The 14,274-nt window shown below is 68.3% G+C and carries 10 protein-coding genes; 9 read left to right on the top strand and 1 reads right to left on the bottom strand.

Annotated elements, in window-relative coordinates; translation table 11 throughout:
• Positions 1–85: 85 nt before the first annotated feature.
• From ACVTJA_RS38445 to hemE, 4 genes are read left to right on the top strand one after another with little or no spacing between them, the layout of a single operon-like run.
• A complete protein-coding gene (locus ACVTJA_RS38445; RefSeq protein WP_465827758.1) occupies positions 86–2,533 on the top strand; it encodes a glycogen debranching protein in 2,448 nt (815 codons plus the stop codon).
• A 35-nt stretch (positions 2,534–2,568) separates the two neighbouring features.
• Entirely contained in the window at positions 2,569–4,068 is a 1,500-nt protein-coding gene (locus ACVTJA_RS38440; RefSeq protein ID WP_465827756.1) for a hypothetical protein, read from the top strand.
• On the top strand, positions 4,059–6,458 hold the full coding sequence (locus ACVTJA_RS38435) for an alpha-amylase family glycosyl hydrolase (RefSeq protein ID WP_465827754.1): 2,400 nt from the start codon (positions 4,059–4,061) through the stop codon (positions 6,456–6,458). The genes ACVTJA_RS38440 and ACVTJA_RS38435 overlap by 10 nt, the downstream gene beginning before the upstream one ends.
• Before the next feature lie 54 nt (positions 6,459–6,512).
• Entirely contained in the window at positions 6,513–7,556 is a 1,044-nt protein-coding gene (gene hemE / locus ACVTJA_RS38430; protein ID WP_465827752.1) for a uroporphyrinogen decarboxylase, read from the top strand.
• 80 nt (positions 7,557–7,636) lie between these two features.
• Here the strand turns inward: hemE and ACVTJA_RS38425 are convergent, their stop codons facing one another.
• The gene (locus ACVTJA_RS38425; protein ID WP_465827750.1) at positions 7,637–7,999 is read right to left on the bottom strand and encodes a hypothetical protein; all 363 of its coding nucleotides are present in this window, start codon (positions 7,997–7,999) and stop codon (positions 7,637–7,639) included.
• 178 nt (positions 8,000–8,177) lie between these two features.
• Here ACVTJA_RS38425 and ACVTJA_RS38420 point away from each other — a divergent pair, with 178 nt between their 5' ends.
• The 5 genes from ACVTJA_RS38420 (at position 8,178) to fadJ (ending at position 14,271) form a co-directional block, all read left to right on the top strand.
• Complete coding sequence (locus tag ACVTJA_RS38420; protein WP_465827749.1) at positions 8,178–9,416, top strand: radical SAM protein; 1,239 nt, start codon at positions 8,178–8,180, stop codon at positions 9,414–9,416.
• An 84-nt stretch (positions 9,417–9,500) separates the two neighbouring features.
• Entirely contained in the window at positions 9,501–10,061 is a 561-nt protein-coding gene (locus tag ACVTJA_RS38415) for a hypothetical protein (RefSeq protein ID WP_465827745.1), read from the top strand.
• Positions 10,058–10,645: a hypothetical protein gene (locus tag ACVTJA_RS38410; RefSeq protein WP_465827741.1), complete on the top strand. Its 588-nt coding sequence runs from the start codon at positions 10,058–10,060 to the stop codon at positions 10,643–10,645. Before ACVTJA_RS38415 ends, ACVTJA_RS38410 begins: the two co-directional genes overlap by 4 nt.
• 84 nt (positions 10,646–10,729) lie before the next feature.
• Complete coding sequence (fadI, locus tag ACVTJA_RS38405; RefSeq protein ID WP_465827738.1) at positions 10,730–12,031, top strand: acetyl-CoA C-acyltransferase FadI; 1,302 nt, start codon at positions 10,730–10,732, stop codon at positions 12,029–12,031.
• On the top strand, positions 12,031–14,271 hold the full coding sequence (gene fadJ / locus ACVTJA_RS38400; RefSeq protein ID WP_465827736.1) for a fatty acid oxidation complex subunit alpha FadJ: 2,241 nt from the start codon (positions 12,031–12,033) through the stop codon (positions 14,269–14,271). The genes fadI and fadJ overlap by 1 nt, the downstream gene beginning before the upstream one ends.
• The last annotated feature ends 3 nt before the right edge of the window (positions 14,272–14,274 follow it).

Genomic DNA, 14,274 nt, shown 5'->3' with positions numbered 1-14,274 from the left:
GTCAGCCCTGGAAGCCGCTTGGTAATGAAGCGTGGTTCATCTCCGGGCCGTGGGTCCGTCCGGAATGTCGAGGCAGCCAACCCGTATGAGCACTCCCCGTATGACGCGCCTGAAGGGCGCGGCCCTGGCCACCGTCCTGTTCGCCTTCGGCTGCAGTGAGAGCGACTACGTCCGGCTCTACCACAGCGAAGCGCGGGCCCCGAGCTACACGGTCGAGGACGTGGAGTCCATGAAGTCCATGGGGCCGACGTTCGTGGACCAGGGTGTCAACTTCGCCCTCTACTCGGAGAACGCCACCCGGCTGGAGCTGCTGCTCTTCGACGACCCGGAAGTGAACCGCCCCACGCGCACCTACGAGATGACCCGCTACGGGGACGTGTGGAGCGTCTACGTGGAGGGCGTGGGCCTGGGCCAGCACTACGGCTTCCGCGCCTGGGGCCCCAACTGGGAGTACGACCCGGAGTGGTTCCCCGGCTCCATCAAGGGGTTCAAGGCGGACGCGGACGTCTACGGCAACCGCTTCAATCCCAACAAGCTGCTGACGGACCCGTACTCCAAGGCGCTCCACCGGGACCACGACTGGGGCAAGGGCAGCACCGCCTCCGGTCCGGCGCGCACGGAAGTCACCTACGCGGCCTCCGCCAAGAGCGTCATCGTCCAGAGCGGCTATCAGTGGGGTGAAGTCGAGCAGCAGTGGCGCGCCAACCGCCAGGACGAGAACTGGAAGGGCCACTCGTGGAACGACCTCGTCGTCTATGAGGTCCACGCGAAGGGCTTCAGCGCGGACCCCGCCAGCGGCGTGCGCTTCCCCGGCACCTACCGCGGCATGGGCGAGAAGGCGGACTACTTCAAGGACCTGGGCATCACCGCCGTGGAGCTCCTGCCCATCCACGAGAAGCCGCTGGACGGCGGCTACTGGGGCTACCAGACCATCAACTTCTTCGCGCCCGAGTTGTCCTACGCGGCCATGAAGCAGCCGCACCAGGTGGTGGACGAGTTCAAGTGGATGGTGGAGGAGTTCCACAAGCGCGGCATCGAAGTGATTGTCGACGTGGTCTACAACCACACCGGCGAGGGTGGCCTGTGGCGCGAGAAGCTGGAGACGGACGACGTCCAGCCCGGTGAGCCGCTGGAGTCGCTGGACCCCGCGGAGGTCGCGGGCCTCTACTCGTTCCGCGGCATCGACAACCAGGCGTACTACGCGCTCAACCCGGACCGGCGCACGTACTGGAACAACACCGGCGTGGGCAACCAGACGCGGCCCAACCACCGGCCCACGCGCAAGCTCATCATGGACAGCCTCCGCTACTACGCGGAGGAGCTGCACGTGGACGGCTTCCGCTTCGACCTGGCGCCCATCCTGGGAGAGCGCGACGGCGACTTCAACCGCTGGGACGACCCGCGCAACACGGTGCTGCAGGAGATCGTCGACGACCCGGTGCTCCAGAAGTACAACACCCGCATCATCGCCGAGCCCTGGAGCGCGGGCGGCTGGTACTGCCTGCCCATGGGCGAGTTCCCCAACTCGCTCACCCAGCCGGGCGCGGGCTGGTACGAGTGGAACGGCCGCTTCCGCGACTGGTGGCGCGCCTTCATCAACCGCGACGACTGGAAGCTCAACTCCAACGAGGGCTCGCTGTGCGGCAAGCCCGGCGCGGCGGATGGCCCCTTCCTGATGTACGGCAGCAAGGACTGGTACGCGCGCAACAACCGCCGGCCGTACCACTCGATGAACTTCATCACCGTGCACGACGGCTTCACGCTGTATGACCTGTTCGCCTACGACAAGAAGGAGAACAAGTGCGGGCCGCTCAACCCGGTGTGCTGCGACACGCCGAACAGCCCGTTCTGCGACAAGGTCAGCGGCGAGGACAACAACCGCTCGCGCAACTGGGGTCCGGTGGGCGACGAGCGCGCGGAGGGCATGCGCCGGCAGATGATGCGCAACGCCTTCATGTCCATGATGATCAGCCACGGCACGCCGATGATTCTGGGCGGCGACGAGTGGATGCGCACCCAGCTCGGCAACAACAACGCGTACTCCACGCGCGCGGACAACCCCTTCAACTGGTACCAGTGGGGCGCGTACCTCGCGCGTGACGAGCGCCACCGCATGCACGACTTCGTGAAGGCCGCCATCCGCCTGCGCAGGGAGCACGCGTACGCGTTCTCGCCGTCCGACTACGAGAAGGGCGCGCCGCTGGCCTGGAAGAGCTCGCAGAACACCGACGAGGTGGCCTGGGACAGCAAGCAGTTGATGGTCCACTACTACGACACGTCCTACGGACCGGAGCTGGTGGTGCTCATCAACATGGAGCCGCGCGCGGTGGAGTTCACCCTGCCCGAGGTGAAGGGCCGCCAGTGGAAGCGCCTCATCGACACGCAGTCGTACTTCGACAGCACGGCGTATCTCACGAGCGCGGGCCTGAGCGCCCGCGTCACGGGCAACTCGTGGCTGGACGCGCCGGCGCCGGTGCCGGGCACGACGTACGGCGTCCCGGAGCGCACCATCGTCGTCCTGCGCGCGGAGTAGGGCGGGCGCGCGAGGTGCGCTATAAGCGGGGCCCGATGCGAGTCCCGCCCGCGCGCCTCGGCGCCTTCCTGTTCCTCCTCCTCAGCCCGTTATTGGCCCTGGCCGACGCTCCCCGAGACAGGTTCGGCGCCGCGGGCTACTTCCGCATCATGACCCGCCCGGACTTCTCGGGCGGCTCCGGCCAGCTCGGCTACTACTGGCTCTACGGCCGGCTCCTCAACGAGAGCCCCTACGCCGAGCTCAACCTGAAGCTGGACGTGCTCCAGGCCACGCCGGGCTCCGACGAGGTCTGGGCCGAGGTGCACACGCGCTTCTCCGGCACGTCCATCCGCTCGGCGGACCCGGGCAACGGCTCGTTCGTCAACTTCCGCGCGGACTACCTCTTCGTGCGCGCCGGCAACATCCTGCTCGACAGGGTGACCTGGCAGCTCGGCACGCTGGAGAACCGGTGGAATGACCTGCACATCTACGACCAGCGGCCGGGCACGCTGCTCTACAACACGGTGGGCCTGTCCGGCACGTACACGGGGGACCGCTTCGACGTGCTGCTGGCCGTGGGTGACAGCGGCTACTCGCTGCGGCCGCAGAAGTACAACACGGTGCTCACCACCGCCGGGCACTTCCGCTACCGGCTGATTCCGGGCCACCTCGAGGCCGGCGTGCGCGCGCAGGTGGGCTACGAGCCGTCCGTGCGCGGCAACCGCAACGCGCTCTACGCGTCGCCCGGCATCAACTACGAGGACTACGTCCGGCGCCAGGTGGTGCAGCGCTACTTCGAGAACAACCCGGGCCAGGAGGACCTGGTGCCGGTGTTGAACCCGCGCAGCGCGGTGTCCTTCATGACGGCCGGCTACCTGGGCTTCGGCGGCATCGGCCCGCTCGTCTGGGACAACATGTACCTCACCTTCGAGCGCAAGCACCCGGAGCAGTCGTACACGGAGAACTACCGGGGCCGGGACTGGACCGTGTACATCGCGGACCAGACGGACGAGCGCTACGAGGCGAGCTTCGGCAACGAGGCGTACATCAAGATCATCCCCGACAAGCTGGAGGCGCTCTGGGGCATCTGGGTGGGCTACGCCTTCAACGAGGACAACAACCTCAAGCCGGGCGAGGACGACCGGTTCATCGCCTCCACGGTGCTGCGCCTCCAGTACTTCCTCACCGAGCGCGTCCACCTCCTGGCGGAGACGAGCATCGCGCGTGAGAAGAGCGAGAACGGCAACCTGTTCCGCAACCACGTGGACTCGGTCTTCACCAGCACGGACGGCATGCCGGACTCGCGCGGCCTGGAGTTCGGTGACAGCGACGTGCGCAACACGTGGCAGGGCAAGGTGGGCATCGTGCTCCAGCCCACGGGCAAGGGCATCTACGCGCGCCCCAGCCTGCGCCTGCTCTACGGCATCCAGTACTCCTCGCAGCACGCGGCGTACGGCAACTCCTTCGTGGAGAGCCTGGACCAGTACAACCTGTACGTCGGCCCCGAGAGCCACTGGCACTCGGTGGTCGCCATCGAGGCCGAAGGATGGTTCTGAGACAGCGGTGGGCCCTGGCGGCCCTCTTCCTCGCGGTGTTCGCGGCGGGCTGCCTGCTGAAGTCATCGCCCGCGCCCGTGCTGGCGCCCAACGGCACGGTGGTGGCGGTGGCCTACGTGCGCGACGACAAGCTCAAGCGCGGCGTGGTGGCGGACGTGCCGCAGGGCGTGAAGCAGCGCGTGGCGGAGGCGCTGGCGAAGCGCAACCTCACGGTGCAGGAGGTGCCCTACGAGCAGTACGCGGCCGAGTTCGCGAAGGTGACCGAGTCGCAGCGCCGCTACGCCATGCTGACGGCCCAGGCGCCGAACGCGGCGCTGTACCTGCTGGTGGAGACGCGCGTCTCCTTCTTCGGCGAGGTGAGCGGGCGCTTCTCCTGGGAGGTCTTCGTCCGCACGACGGCGGGACGCGCCAACTCCACGCTGGAGCCCACGACCACCACCCAGGACTACTCCGCCGCGCTCCAGTACGACCAGCAGCGGGAGAATGACGCGCAGTTGGAGGTGTCTCGGCAGATTGCTGGTCAGGCGGCGGGGTTGTTCGACTCGTTCCTCGCCTCGCCCATGACGGTGCCGGTGACGGACGGTGGGACGTCCGTGGTGCCCGGGCTGAATGCTCCGGCCGGCGAGGGAATCAAGCCGGGGACGAGCACGCCCTCGGAGCCGCCGAAGCCTCCGGAGGGCGGCGCGGCGGACGGCGGCGCGGCGTGGGTGCCTCCGGCGGGGGACGCCATCTACTTCGTGATGGTGGACCGCTTCGCCAACGGCGATGCGCGCAATGACGGCAAGGTGGACCTGAAGGATGCGCAGGCGTTCCACGGGGGCGACCTGCAGGGAGTCATCTCGCGGTTGGACGAGCTGAAGTCGCTCGGTGTCCGCACGGTGTGGCTTTCACCCGTCTTCCAGATGCGGACGGAGAAGTTCTACGGGTACGGCGCCTTTCACGGTTACTGGGTAGAGGACTTCGGGAAGGTGGAGCCGCGCTTCGGTGACGAGGCGCTGCTCGCGAAGCTGTCCGAGGAGCTGCGCCGCCGGGACATGCGGCTGGTGCTGGACGTGGTGCTCAACCACGTGGGCCCCGAGACGAAGCTGGTGCGCGAGAAGCCGCAGTGGTTCCACGGCCTGGGCCCCATCGACAACTGGAACGACCCGCGCGAGCTGACGATGCGCGATGTGCACGGGCTGCCGGACCTCGCGGTGGAGAAGGACGAGGTGTACCAGCACCTGCTCTCTCACTCGCTCCGGTGGGTGGACGCGGTGAAGCCCGCGGGCTTCCGACTGGATGCGGTGAAGCACATGCCTCCGGAGTTCTGGGCTCGCTACAACGACGACGTGCGCGCCCACGCGGGGAAGGACTTCCTGCTGCTGGGGGAGATGCTGGACGGCGACGCGGTGCTGCTCGCGGACACGATGGCGAAGGGGCACTTCGGGACGATGTTCGACTTCCCGCTGGCCTTCGCGCTGGTGGATGTCTTCTGCCGGGACAGGTCGCCCTCGCACCTGGGCGCGGTGCTCTTCAACGACAGGCTGTATCCGGCGCCGGGCTCGCTGGTGACGCTGGTGGACAACCACGATTTGCCGCGCGTGATGAGCGAGTGTGGCGGGGACGTGAAGCGGGTGATGGGCGCGCTGGCGATGCAGCTCACCGCGCGCGGCGTGCCGGCACTCACGTACGGGACGGAGGAGGGGCTGACGGGGAAGAAGGAGCCGGAGAACCGCGGGGACATGCGCTTCACGGCGGACCACCCGCTGCGTGGCTGGATTGCGCAGCTGCTGGAGCTGCGGCGGGGCAGTGAGGCCCTCCGGGGTGGCGAGACGCTCGTGCTCGCCGCCCGGGAGGACCTCTTTGCCTATGCCCGTGTCGCTCCGGACGAGGCCGTCGTCATCGCCGTGAATCGGGGTAAGGCTCCGGTGGACGTGCCGGTTCCGGAAGGGCTCATGGAGGCGCGCGTCTCCGAGATGTTCACCGGTACTGAGTTCCCGGGCGGGAATTGGCCCGGCCTGGTCCATTCCCTCATCGTGCATCCCGGCCCGGTGACGCTGTTCCGGCTGAAGGCTCGCGAGGCCGGTGGCTTCGGCCCGGTGGCGGCGCAGGCCCGCACGCGGTGGCGAGGCGAGGGCGAGCGGCGCACGGTGGTCATCACGACGGACGACGCTGCGGCGCGACTGGTGGGCAGCGGGCCGGAGCTGGGTGGCTGGAAGCCCGAGCGCTCGCTGCGTCCGGTATCGGGCGGATTCACGCTGTCGCTGCCCGTGGGGGCCGTGTTCGAGTACAAGCTCGTGCGCGACGGCACCCCGGGGAAGTTCGACTGGGAGGGCGGGGACAACCGCCTGTTGTACGTGCCCGAGGGCCGCGAGCCCCTCCGCCTGAACCTGGCGTGGGGCAAGCGCTGAAGGACATCTTCCACTGGCCCCGCGTCACGTGTGGGGCCGACACCGAGGCCTGAAGTGAACGACCGACTCCTCCGCGCGGCACGCCGCCAGCCCACCGACACGACGCCGGTGTGGCTGATGCGCCAGGCCGGCCGCTACCTGCCCGAGTACCGGGCCATCCGCGGCAACATCGCGTTCCTGGACCTGTGCAAGCACCCGGACCTGGCTGCCGAGGTGACGGTGCAGCCGGTGACGCGCCTGGGCGTGGACGCGGCCATCATCTTTTCGGACATCCTCATCCCCGTGGAGGCGATGGGGATTGAGCTGGAACTGGGCGACAAGGGGCCGCACTTCCCCAACCCGGTGCGCACGGCGGCGGACATCGACAAGCTCGGTGTGCCGGACCCGGTGCAGGGCACGGGCTTCGTCGCCGAGGCCATCCGCCGCACGCGCAAGGCGCTGAATGACTCGGTGCCCGTCATCGGCTTCTCGGGCGCGCCCTTCACGCTGGCCGCGTACATGGTCGAGGGCGGCGGCTCGAAGAGCTACATCCTCATCAAGCGCCTGATGTTCGAGCAGCCCGAGGTGGCGCACCGCCTCTTCAAGAAGCTGACGGACACGCTGATTCCGTACATGAAGATGCAGGTGGAGGCGGGCGCGAGCATCGTCCAGATTTTCGACTCGTGGGGCGGCGAGCTGTCGCCGTGGGACTACGAGCGCTTCTGCATCCCGTACCTCACGCGCATGGTGTCCGAGCTGAAGGCCACCGGCGTGCCGGTCATCGTCTTCGGCGTGGGCCTGTCCACGCACCTGCCGCTGCTCAAGCGCACGGGCGCGGATGTGATTGGGCTGGACTGGACGATGCCCATGGACGAGGGGCGCAAGGTGCTCGGCCCGGACGTGGCGGTGCAGGGCAACCTGGACCCGCTGCACCTGTTCCTGCCGCGCGAGGAGCTGGACGGGCGCGTGAAGGACATCCTCCAGCGCGCGGGGCCCGTGGGGCACATCTTCAACCTGGGCCATGGAATCCTTCCGCCCACGGACCCGGATGCGGCGAAGTTCCTCGTGGACGCCGTGCACAAGCATGGCGTCGCGTTGAGGCAGGGGACCCTGAAGTAGGGCGCGGCTTCAGCTTCCTGGGCGGGAGTCTCCGTGGACGCCGTGCATGAGCACGGCGTCGCGTCGAGGCATGGCGCGCGTCAGCCGCCCGAGCCCGCGTCACCGATGATGCCGGCATCACCGCCGGTGCCAGCATCCTGGGGAACGCAGATGGTGCCACCGCCACCATCCGCGCTCCCTGCGTCCGAGCCGCCAATCGTCGCGTCGCAGCCCGAGTTGTCGTCGATGCAGTCGAACGTGCCGTCGTCGCACGGCGGCATGCCGTAGCAGGCCATCAGCGTGAGGCCCACCGCGCTGGCTCCCGCGAGCGTCCACAGCGAGGCCACCCAGGACAGCGCGAGCCGTGTGGGCCCTGCGCTGAGCGGGGCTTGGCAGTGCAGGCACGCGTTGGCGGTGGGCGGGTTGAATCCCTGGCAGGACGGACAGCCGGACAGCTCGGGCACGGAGGGCATCCTTGTCGGAGTGGGGTGTGAGGCCCGAATCGTAAATGCAGGGGACGTGCCCGGGTAAGTGGTGGAAGTCCCGAGTGCCCGCCCGTGCTCCCCGAGCCGCTTCGGGCGCGGGACTGACACGGGTGTCGCGGATGTTTGAGTCGGTGCCCGTCCGCTACGCTTCGCGCGCATGGTGAACCGGCGCATCGACGTGAGCCCCACGGACTACCACCCCGCCTACGTGGTCTGGGAGCTGACGCTCGCGTGCGACCAGCCCTGCACGCACTGCGGCTCGAGGGCCGGTACCGCGCGCGAGGGAGAGCTGGGCACGGAGGAGGCGTTGGGCGTGGTGGCGCAGCTCGCGGCGATGCGCGCGCGGGAGGTGGTGCTCATCGGAGGCGAGGCGTACCTGCACCCCGGATTCCTGCGCATCATCGAGGCGCTGAAGGCCGCGGGCATCCGGCCGGGGCTGACGACGGGCGGGCGTGGAGTCACCGCGGAGCTGGCCACGGAGATGGCGCGCGCGGGGCTGTACGCGGCCTCGGTGAGCATCGATGGGCTGGAACCCACGCACGACATCATGCGCGCGGCGCGAGGCAGCTTCGCCTCCGCAACCGCTGCGCTGGGGTATCTGAAATCCGCCGGCATCCGCACCGCCGCCAATACCAATCTCAACCGGCTCAACCAGGGCGACCTCGAAGCGCTCTACGAGCACCTGAAGGTGCAAGGCATTGGCGCGTGGCAGATTCAAATCACCGCGCCGCTGGGACGCGCGGCGGACCGCCCGGACCTGCTGTTGCAACCGTGGGATTTGATGGACCTGATGCCACGCATCGCCCGGCTGAAGGAGCGCGCGAGGGAAGACCGCATCAGCGTGATGCCGGGGAACAACCTGGGCTACTTCGGAACGGAGGAGGCGCTGCTGCGCTCCGTGCACCCGGGTGGCAGGGACCACTGGCGGGGCTGCCAGGCCGGCCGCTACGTGATGGGTATCGAGTCGAACGGCGCGGTGAAGGGTTGTCCCTCGCTCCAGACGGCGCACTACGTGGGTGGCAACCTGCGCGAGCAGCCTCTGGAGCGCATCTGGAAGAACACACAGGAGCTCGCCTTCACGCGAGCGCGCACGGTGGACGATTTGTGGGGCTTCTGCCGCACGTGTCCCTTCGCGGAGGTGTGCCTGGGCGGGTGCAGCTTCACCGCGCACGCGCTGTTCGGCCGTCCCGGGAACAACCCGTACTGTCACTTCCGCGCGAAGACGCGAGCAGCGGAAGGCGTGCGGGAGCGGCTCCTGCCCAAGGCGCCGGCTCCGGGGCGGCCGTTCGACAACGGCCTCTACGAAATCATCGAGGAACCCGTCGACGCGCCGGACCCCAAGCCGGAGTTGAAGCGAGAGTACGTGAAGACGAAGCGCTGGCCGAAGTCGGTCTGATGCAGGCCACTCACGTTCAATCCATGTCAGACCCGCCGGGTAGGTAGGAGGCGGGCGGGCAAACTGCCCGTGGTGGAGGGCGGGATGGATGAGGCGGGAAAGGCGGCAGAGTACCGAACAAAGGTGCTGGCACTCGACAGCGCGGGCGTTCGTAGGATGTGGCAGGTTGTCCATTCTGGAGACAATCTGTTAGGGGGGCCTCCTGGAAAGGCGCTGGAGTACCTCATCTTGAGGGCCTTCCAGTTGGAAGGTGCGGAGGTGACCTGGCCCTATGAGGTTCGCAGGAACGGTCTGTTGCTCGAGCAGATCGACGGAGCGGTCTACTTCGACGGGCTGGCGTGCCTGGTCGAGGCCAAGGCCTTGAGCACGCCGCTCGACTTCTCGGTCATCGCCAAGATGAAGGCGCAGCTTCTCCGCCGCCCGACGGTGACATTGGGGGCGGTGTTTCTTCGCGGCGTTGTATCGGAGGCGGCTCTCACCCTGACCCATTTGCTTCCGCCCCCGAACGTCCAGTTGTGGATCGGGGATGACCTCGCCTGGGCCATGGAGCGCGGAGCCCTCCGGGAAGGTGTGAAGCGCAAGCTGCGCCACGCCATCGAAGAGGGCTTCGGCGACCTGGACCTCTCGAATGAGGAGCCGGCATGAGGACGTACATCTTGACCGAGGGGAAGCTGGAGGCCGCGCTCCTGGATCAGTTGGTGCACTGCCACCCCGTACTGCGGGAGCGCATCATCGAGTTGAAGCCGAGGGAAAACCGGTCGTCAGCGCACATCGCCGCGCGGACACTGCTCATCCGGCGCCACGAGCCCGTGGCCCTTATCAACAGTCCGGAGACGCTGGACCCAGGTCGCCTTGCGGAACAGCGCGCCTTCCTGGAGTGGCGTCTGGGGGAAGCCGGGGCTCCGGAGGACTGGCTGGTGGTCCTGGTGCCTCCCAATGCGGCCGTGTTGCTCTTCCGGGACGACGCCATCATGAACGCCGTCCTACCGGGGCCGCTGTCCCTCGAGGACCGGATTCGTGGGCGCTACGAGCCCCGCGCAGTGCTGACCGAGCTGTTCACCAGGGCAGGGGAGGGCCCCTTCCCTGAGGCGCTGATGCAGCGCATCGCCCGCGCGGACCTGTCGCCACTCTGGCGGCTGGAGGTGCTGCAGCCTCTGGAGGCCTTCCTGCTCCGCGTGTCCAAGACGCAGGAAGCAGGCAGGCAGGAAGGCCCTTCGCCCACCTGTTGACTCTTGAATCAATGGACGATTGACGCGGTGCATTGGCGCCCGTTAGATGCGCCTCACTCGACGTAGCAGGAGGGTGAGGCACACATGGCAAGCGAGAAGCGCAAGGGCCACCCGAGGGTGGCCATCGTCCGCGGGCTGCGGACCCCGTTCGTGAAGGCGGGCTCGGTCTTCTCCGGGCTCACCGCGCTGGACCTCGGCCGCATCGTGGTCCAGGAGCTCGTCCAGCGGGCGGACCTCGACCCGAACGCCATCGACCAGGTGGTCTTCGGGCAGGTCATCCCCACGCTGACGGCTCCGTCCATCGCCCGCGAGGTGGTGATTGCTGCCGGGCTGCCGCGCAAGACGGAGGCCTTCACCGTGGCGCGCGCCTGCGCCACGTCCATCCAGGCCATGACGACGGCGGCCAACGCCATCGCCGTGGGCGAGGCCGAGGTCATCATCGCCGGCGGCACCGAGTGCATGTCCGACGCCCCCATCTTCACCAGCCGGCCGCTGGCCCAGGCGCTGGTGGCCGCGTCCAAGGGGCGCTCGCTGGCGGAGAAGCTCAAGCCCTTCCAGAAGCTCAAGGCCAAGGACCTGATTCCCGTTCCTCCCGCCATCGCCGAGTACTCCACCGGTCTCACCATGGGCGAGAGCGCCGAGAAGATGGCCAAGGAGAACGGCATCTCCCGAGAGGAGCAGGACCGCATCGCCTACAACTCGCACCGCAACGCCGCGCGCGCTTGGAAGGACGGCCTCTTCGACAACGAGGTGATGCACGTCCCCGTGCCGCCGAAGTACGAGCAGACCGTCGCGAGGGACAACATCGTCCGCGACGACACCAGCCTCGACGCCCTGGGCCAGCTCAAGCCGGCGTTCGACCGCAAATACGGCTCGATTACGGCCGGCAACTCCTCGCCGCTCACCGATGGTGCCGCGGCGCTGCTCCTCATGAGCGAGGAGCGCGCGAAGGCGCTGGGCTATGAGCCGCTGGGCTACCTGCGCTCGCACGCCTATGCCGCCACGGACCCGGGTGACCAGCTGCTGCAAGGTCCCGTCTACGCGGTGCCCACCGCGCTCAAGCGCGCGGGCCTGACGCTGGCGGACATCGACCTGGTGGAGATGCACGAGGCGTTCGCCGCGCAGGTGGCGAGCAACCTCCAGGCACTGGCGTCGAAGGAGTTCGCGAAGAAGGCCGGCTGGAGCGCGCCGGTGGGCGAGGTGGACCGCGAGCGCCTCAACGTGACGGGCGGCTCCATCGCCATTGGCCACCCCTTCGGTGCCACGGGGGCGCGTCTCGTCACCCAGGCCCTCAACGAGCTGAAGCGTCGGAACAAGAACACGGTGCTGTGCACCGTCTGCGCCGCTGGTGGCCTTGGGGCCGCGGTGGTCCTGGAGCGTGCGTGATGGCCATCAAGGTTGAAGAGCTCATGGTGAAGCAGGGCTTCGACTACCAGGTGGAGGACGGGGTCGCCGTCATCACGTACGACCTGCCGGACTCGCCGGTGAATACGCTGTCGCCCGAGACGGGCGAGGCCTTCACGCACCTCATGTCCCGCGCGGAAGCCGCGCCCGAGGTGAAGGCCGTGGTCTTCATCTCCGGCAAGAAGGACAACTTCGTCGCCGGGGCGAAGATTGATTTCCTCCAGACCATCAAGACGGCGGAGGAGGCCACCGCCATCAGCCGTCACGGCCAGGAGAGCTTCGACCGGCTGGACGCGTTCCCCAAGCCCGTCATCGCGGCCATCCACGGCGCGTGCCTCGGCGGCGGCCTGGAGTGGGCGCTGGCGTGTGACTACCGCATCGCCACGGACAGCCCCAAGACGTCGCTCGGCCTGCCCGAGGTGCAGCTCGGCCTGATTCCGGGCGCGGGCGGTACGCAGCGGCTGCCCGCGCTCATCGGCGTGCAGGCGGCGCTGGACCTCATCCTCACCGGCAAGAGCCTCAAGCCCTCCAAGGCGAAGAAGCTCGGCGTGGTGGATGAAGTCGTCCCGGTGCCCATCCTGCGCAAGCTCGCGGTGCAGCGCGCGAAGGAGCTGGCCGAGGGCACGCTGAAGGTGGAGCGTCCGCGCGGCCAGGGCTTCAAGGGCGTCGTCGAGGGCGGCAAGTCGAAGGGCCTGGCGGGCTTCTTCCAGGGGCTGGCCAACAAGGAGCTGTGGGCCGAGGTGGCGCTGGAGGACAACCCGCTGGGCCGCAAGCTCGTCTTCGACGAGGCGCGCAAGCAGCTCCTCAAGAAGACGCGCGGCCGCTACCCGGCGCCGGAGAAGGCGCTGCAGGTGATTCGCACGGGCCTGGAGTCCGGCCACAAGGTGGGCCAGGAGGCCGAGGCCAGGGCCTTCGGCGAGCTGGTGGTGTCGGACGTCTCCAAGCGACTGGTGGAAATCTTCTTCGCGACGACGGCGCTGAAGAAGGAGAACGGCACCTCCAACGCGAGCGTGAAGCCGCGCGAGGTGAAGAAGGTGGCGGTGCTGGGCGGCGGCCTCATGGGCGGCGGCATCGCCTACGTCACCAGCGTGATTCAGGGCGTGCCGGCGCGCGTGAAGGACAAGGACGACGCGGGCGTGGGCCGCGCGCTGAAGCAGGTGCAGTCCATCCTGGATGAGCGCACGAAGAAGCGCTCGCTGACGCCCCGCGAGGCGGCGGCGAAGATGGCGCTCGTCAGCGCGGGCACGGACTACAGCGGCTTCAAGGCCGCGGACCTCGTCATCGAGGCGGTGTTCGAGGACCTGAAGCTCAAGCACCGCATCATCGCCGAGGTGGAGGCCGTCACCGGCGACAACTGCATCTTCGCGTCCAACACGTCCAGCATCCCGATTACGGAGCTGGCGAAGGGCAGCCGGCGGCCCGCGCAGGTCATCGGGATGCATTACTTCAGCCCGGTGCACAAGATGCCGCTCCTGGAGATCATCACCCACCCGGGCACCGCCGAATGGGTGACGGCCACCTGCGTGGAGGTGGGCAAGAAGCAGGGCAAGACGGTCATCGTCGTCAACGACGGGCCGGGCTTCTACACCTCGCGCATCCTCGCGCCGTACATGAACGAGGCGGCGTACCTGCTGGCCGAGGGCGCGGACATCGCGGAGCTGGACAGGGCGCTGGTGGACTTCGGCTTCCCGGTGGGGCCGATTACGCTGCTCGACGAGGTCGGCATCGACGTGGCGCAGAAGGTGGGCCCCATCATGGAGGCCGCGTTCGGCAAGCGCATGGCGGCGCCCAAGGCGCTGGAGCACGTCATCACCGACGGGCGCCTGGGCCGCAAGACGCAGAAGGGCTTCTACCTGTACGAGAACGGCAAGAAGAAGGAGGTGGACCCCACCGTCTACAACTTCCTGCCGCACGGCAAGGACCGGAAGTCCTTCGACCGCGAGGAGATGGCGGAGCGGCTGGTGCTGCAGATGGTGAACGAGGCCATCCGCTGCCTGGGCGAGGGCATCCTCCGCAGCGCGCGCGACGGCGACGTGGGCGCCATCTTCGGCCTGGGCTTCCCCCCGTTCCTCGGCGGCCCGTTCCACTACGCGGACAGCCGCGGCCCCGCTGACGTGCTGCGTAAGCTCGAGCACTACCACGACAAGCTCGGGGAGCGGTTCTCCCCCGCGCCGCACCTCGTGGAGATGGTGAAGGCGGGCAAGACGTTCTACCCGCGCTGAGCG

The sequence above is a fragment of the Pyxidicoccus sp. M6 genome, assembly GCF_055568925.1.
Note: the sequence above shows the minus strand (reverse complement) of the source record. Positions and strands in the feature narration are given on the sequence as shown.

What these genes read in the sequence shown, in the direction of transcription:
- ACVTJA_RS38445 (WP_465827758.1), top strand. Translation starts at nt 86, where the DNA reads ATGAGCACTCCCCGTATGACGCGCCTGAAGGGCGCGGCCCTGGCCACC.
- ACVTJA_RS38415 (WP_465827745.1), top strand. Translation starts at nt 9,501, where the DNA reads ATGGATGAGGCGGGAAAGGCGGCAGAGTACCGAACAAAGGTGCTGGCA.
- ACVTJA_RS38420 (WP_465827749.1), top strand. Translation starts at nt 8,178, where the DNA reads ATGGTGAACCGGCGCATCGACGTGAGCCCCACGGACTACCACCCCGCC.
- ACVTJA_RS38435 (WP_465827754.1), top strand. Translation starts at nt 4,059, where the DNA reads ATGGTTCTGAGACAGCGGTGGGCCCTGGCGGCCCTCTTCCTCGCGGTG.
- ACVTJA_RS38410 (WP_465827741.1), top strand. Translation starts at nt 10,058, where the DNA reads ATGAGGACGTACATCTTGACCGAGGGGAAGCTGGAGGCCGCGCTCCTG.
- fadI (WP_465827738.1), top strand. Translation starts at nt 10,730, where the DNA reads ATGGCAAGCGAGAAGCGCAAGGGCCACCCGAGGGTGGCCATCGTCCGC.
- ACVTJA_RS38440 (WP_465827756.1), top strand. Translation starts at nt 2,569, where the DNA reads ATGCGAGTCCCGCCCGCGCGCCTCGGCGCCTTCCTGTTCCTCCTCCTC.
- fadJ (WP_465827736.1), top strand. Translation starts at nt 12,031, where the DNA reads ATGGCCATCAAGGTTGAAGAGCTCATGGTGAAGCAGGGCTTCGACTAC.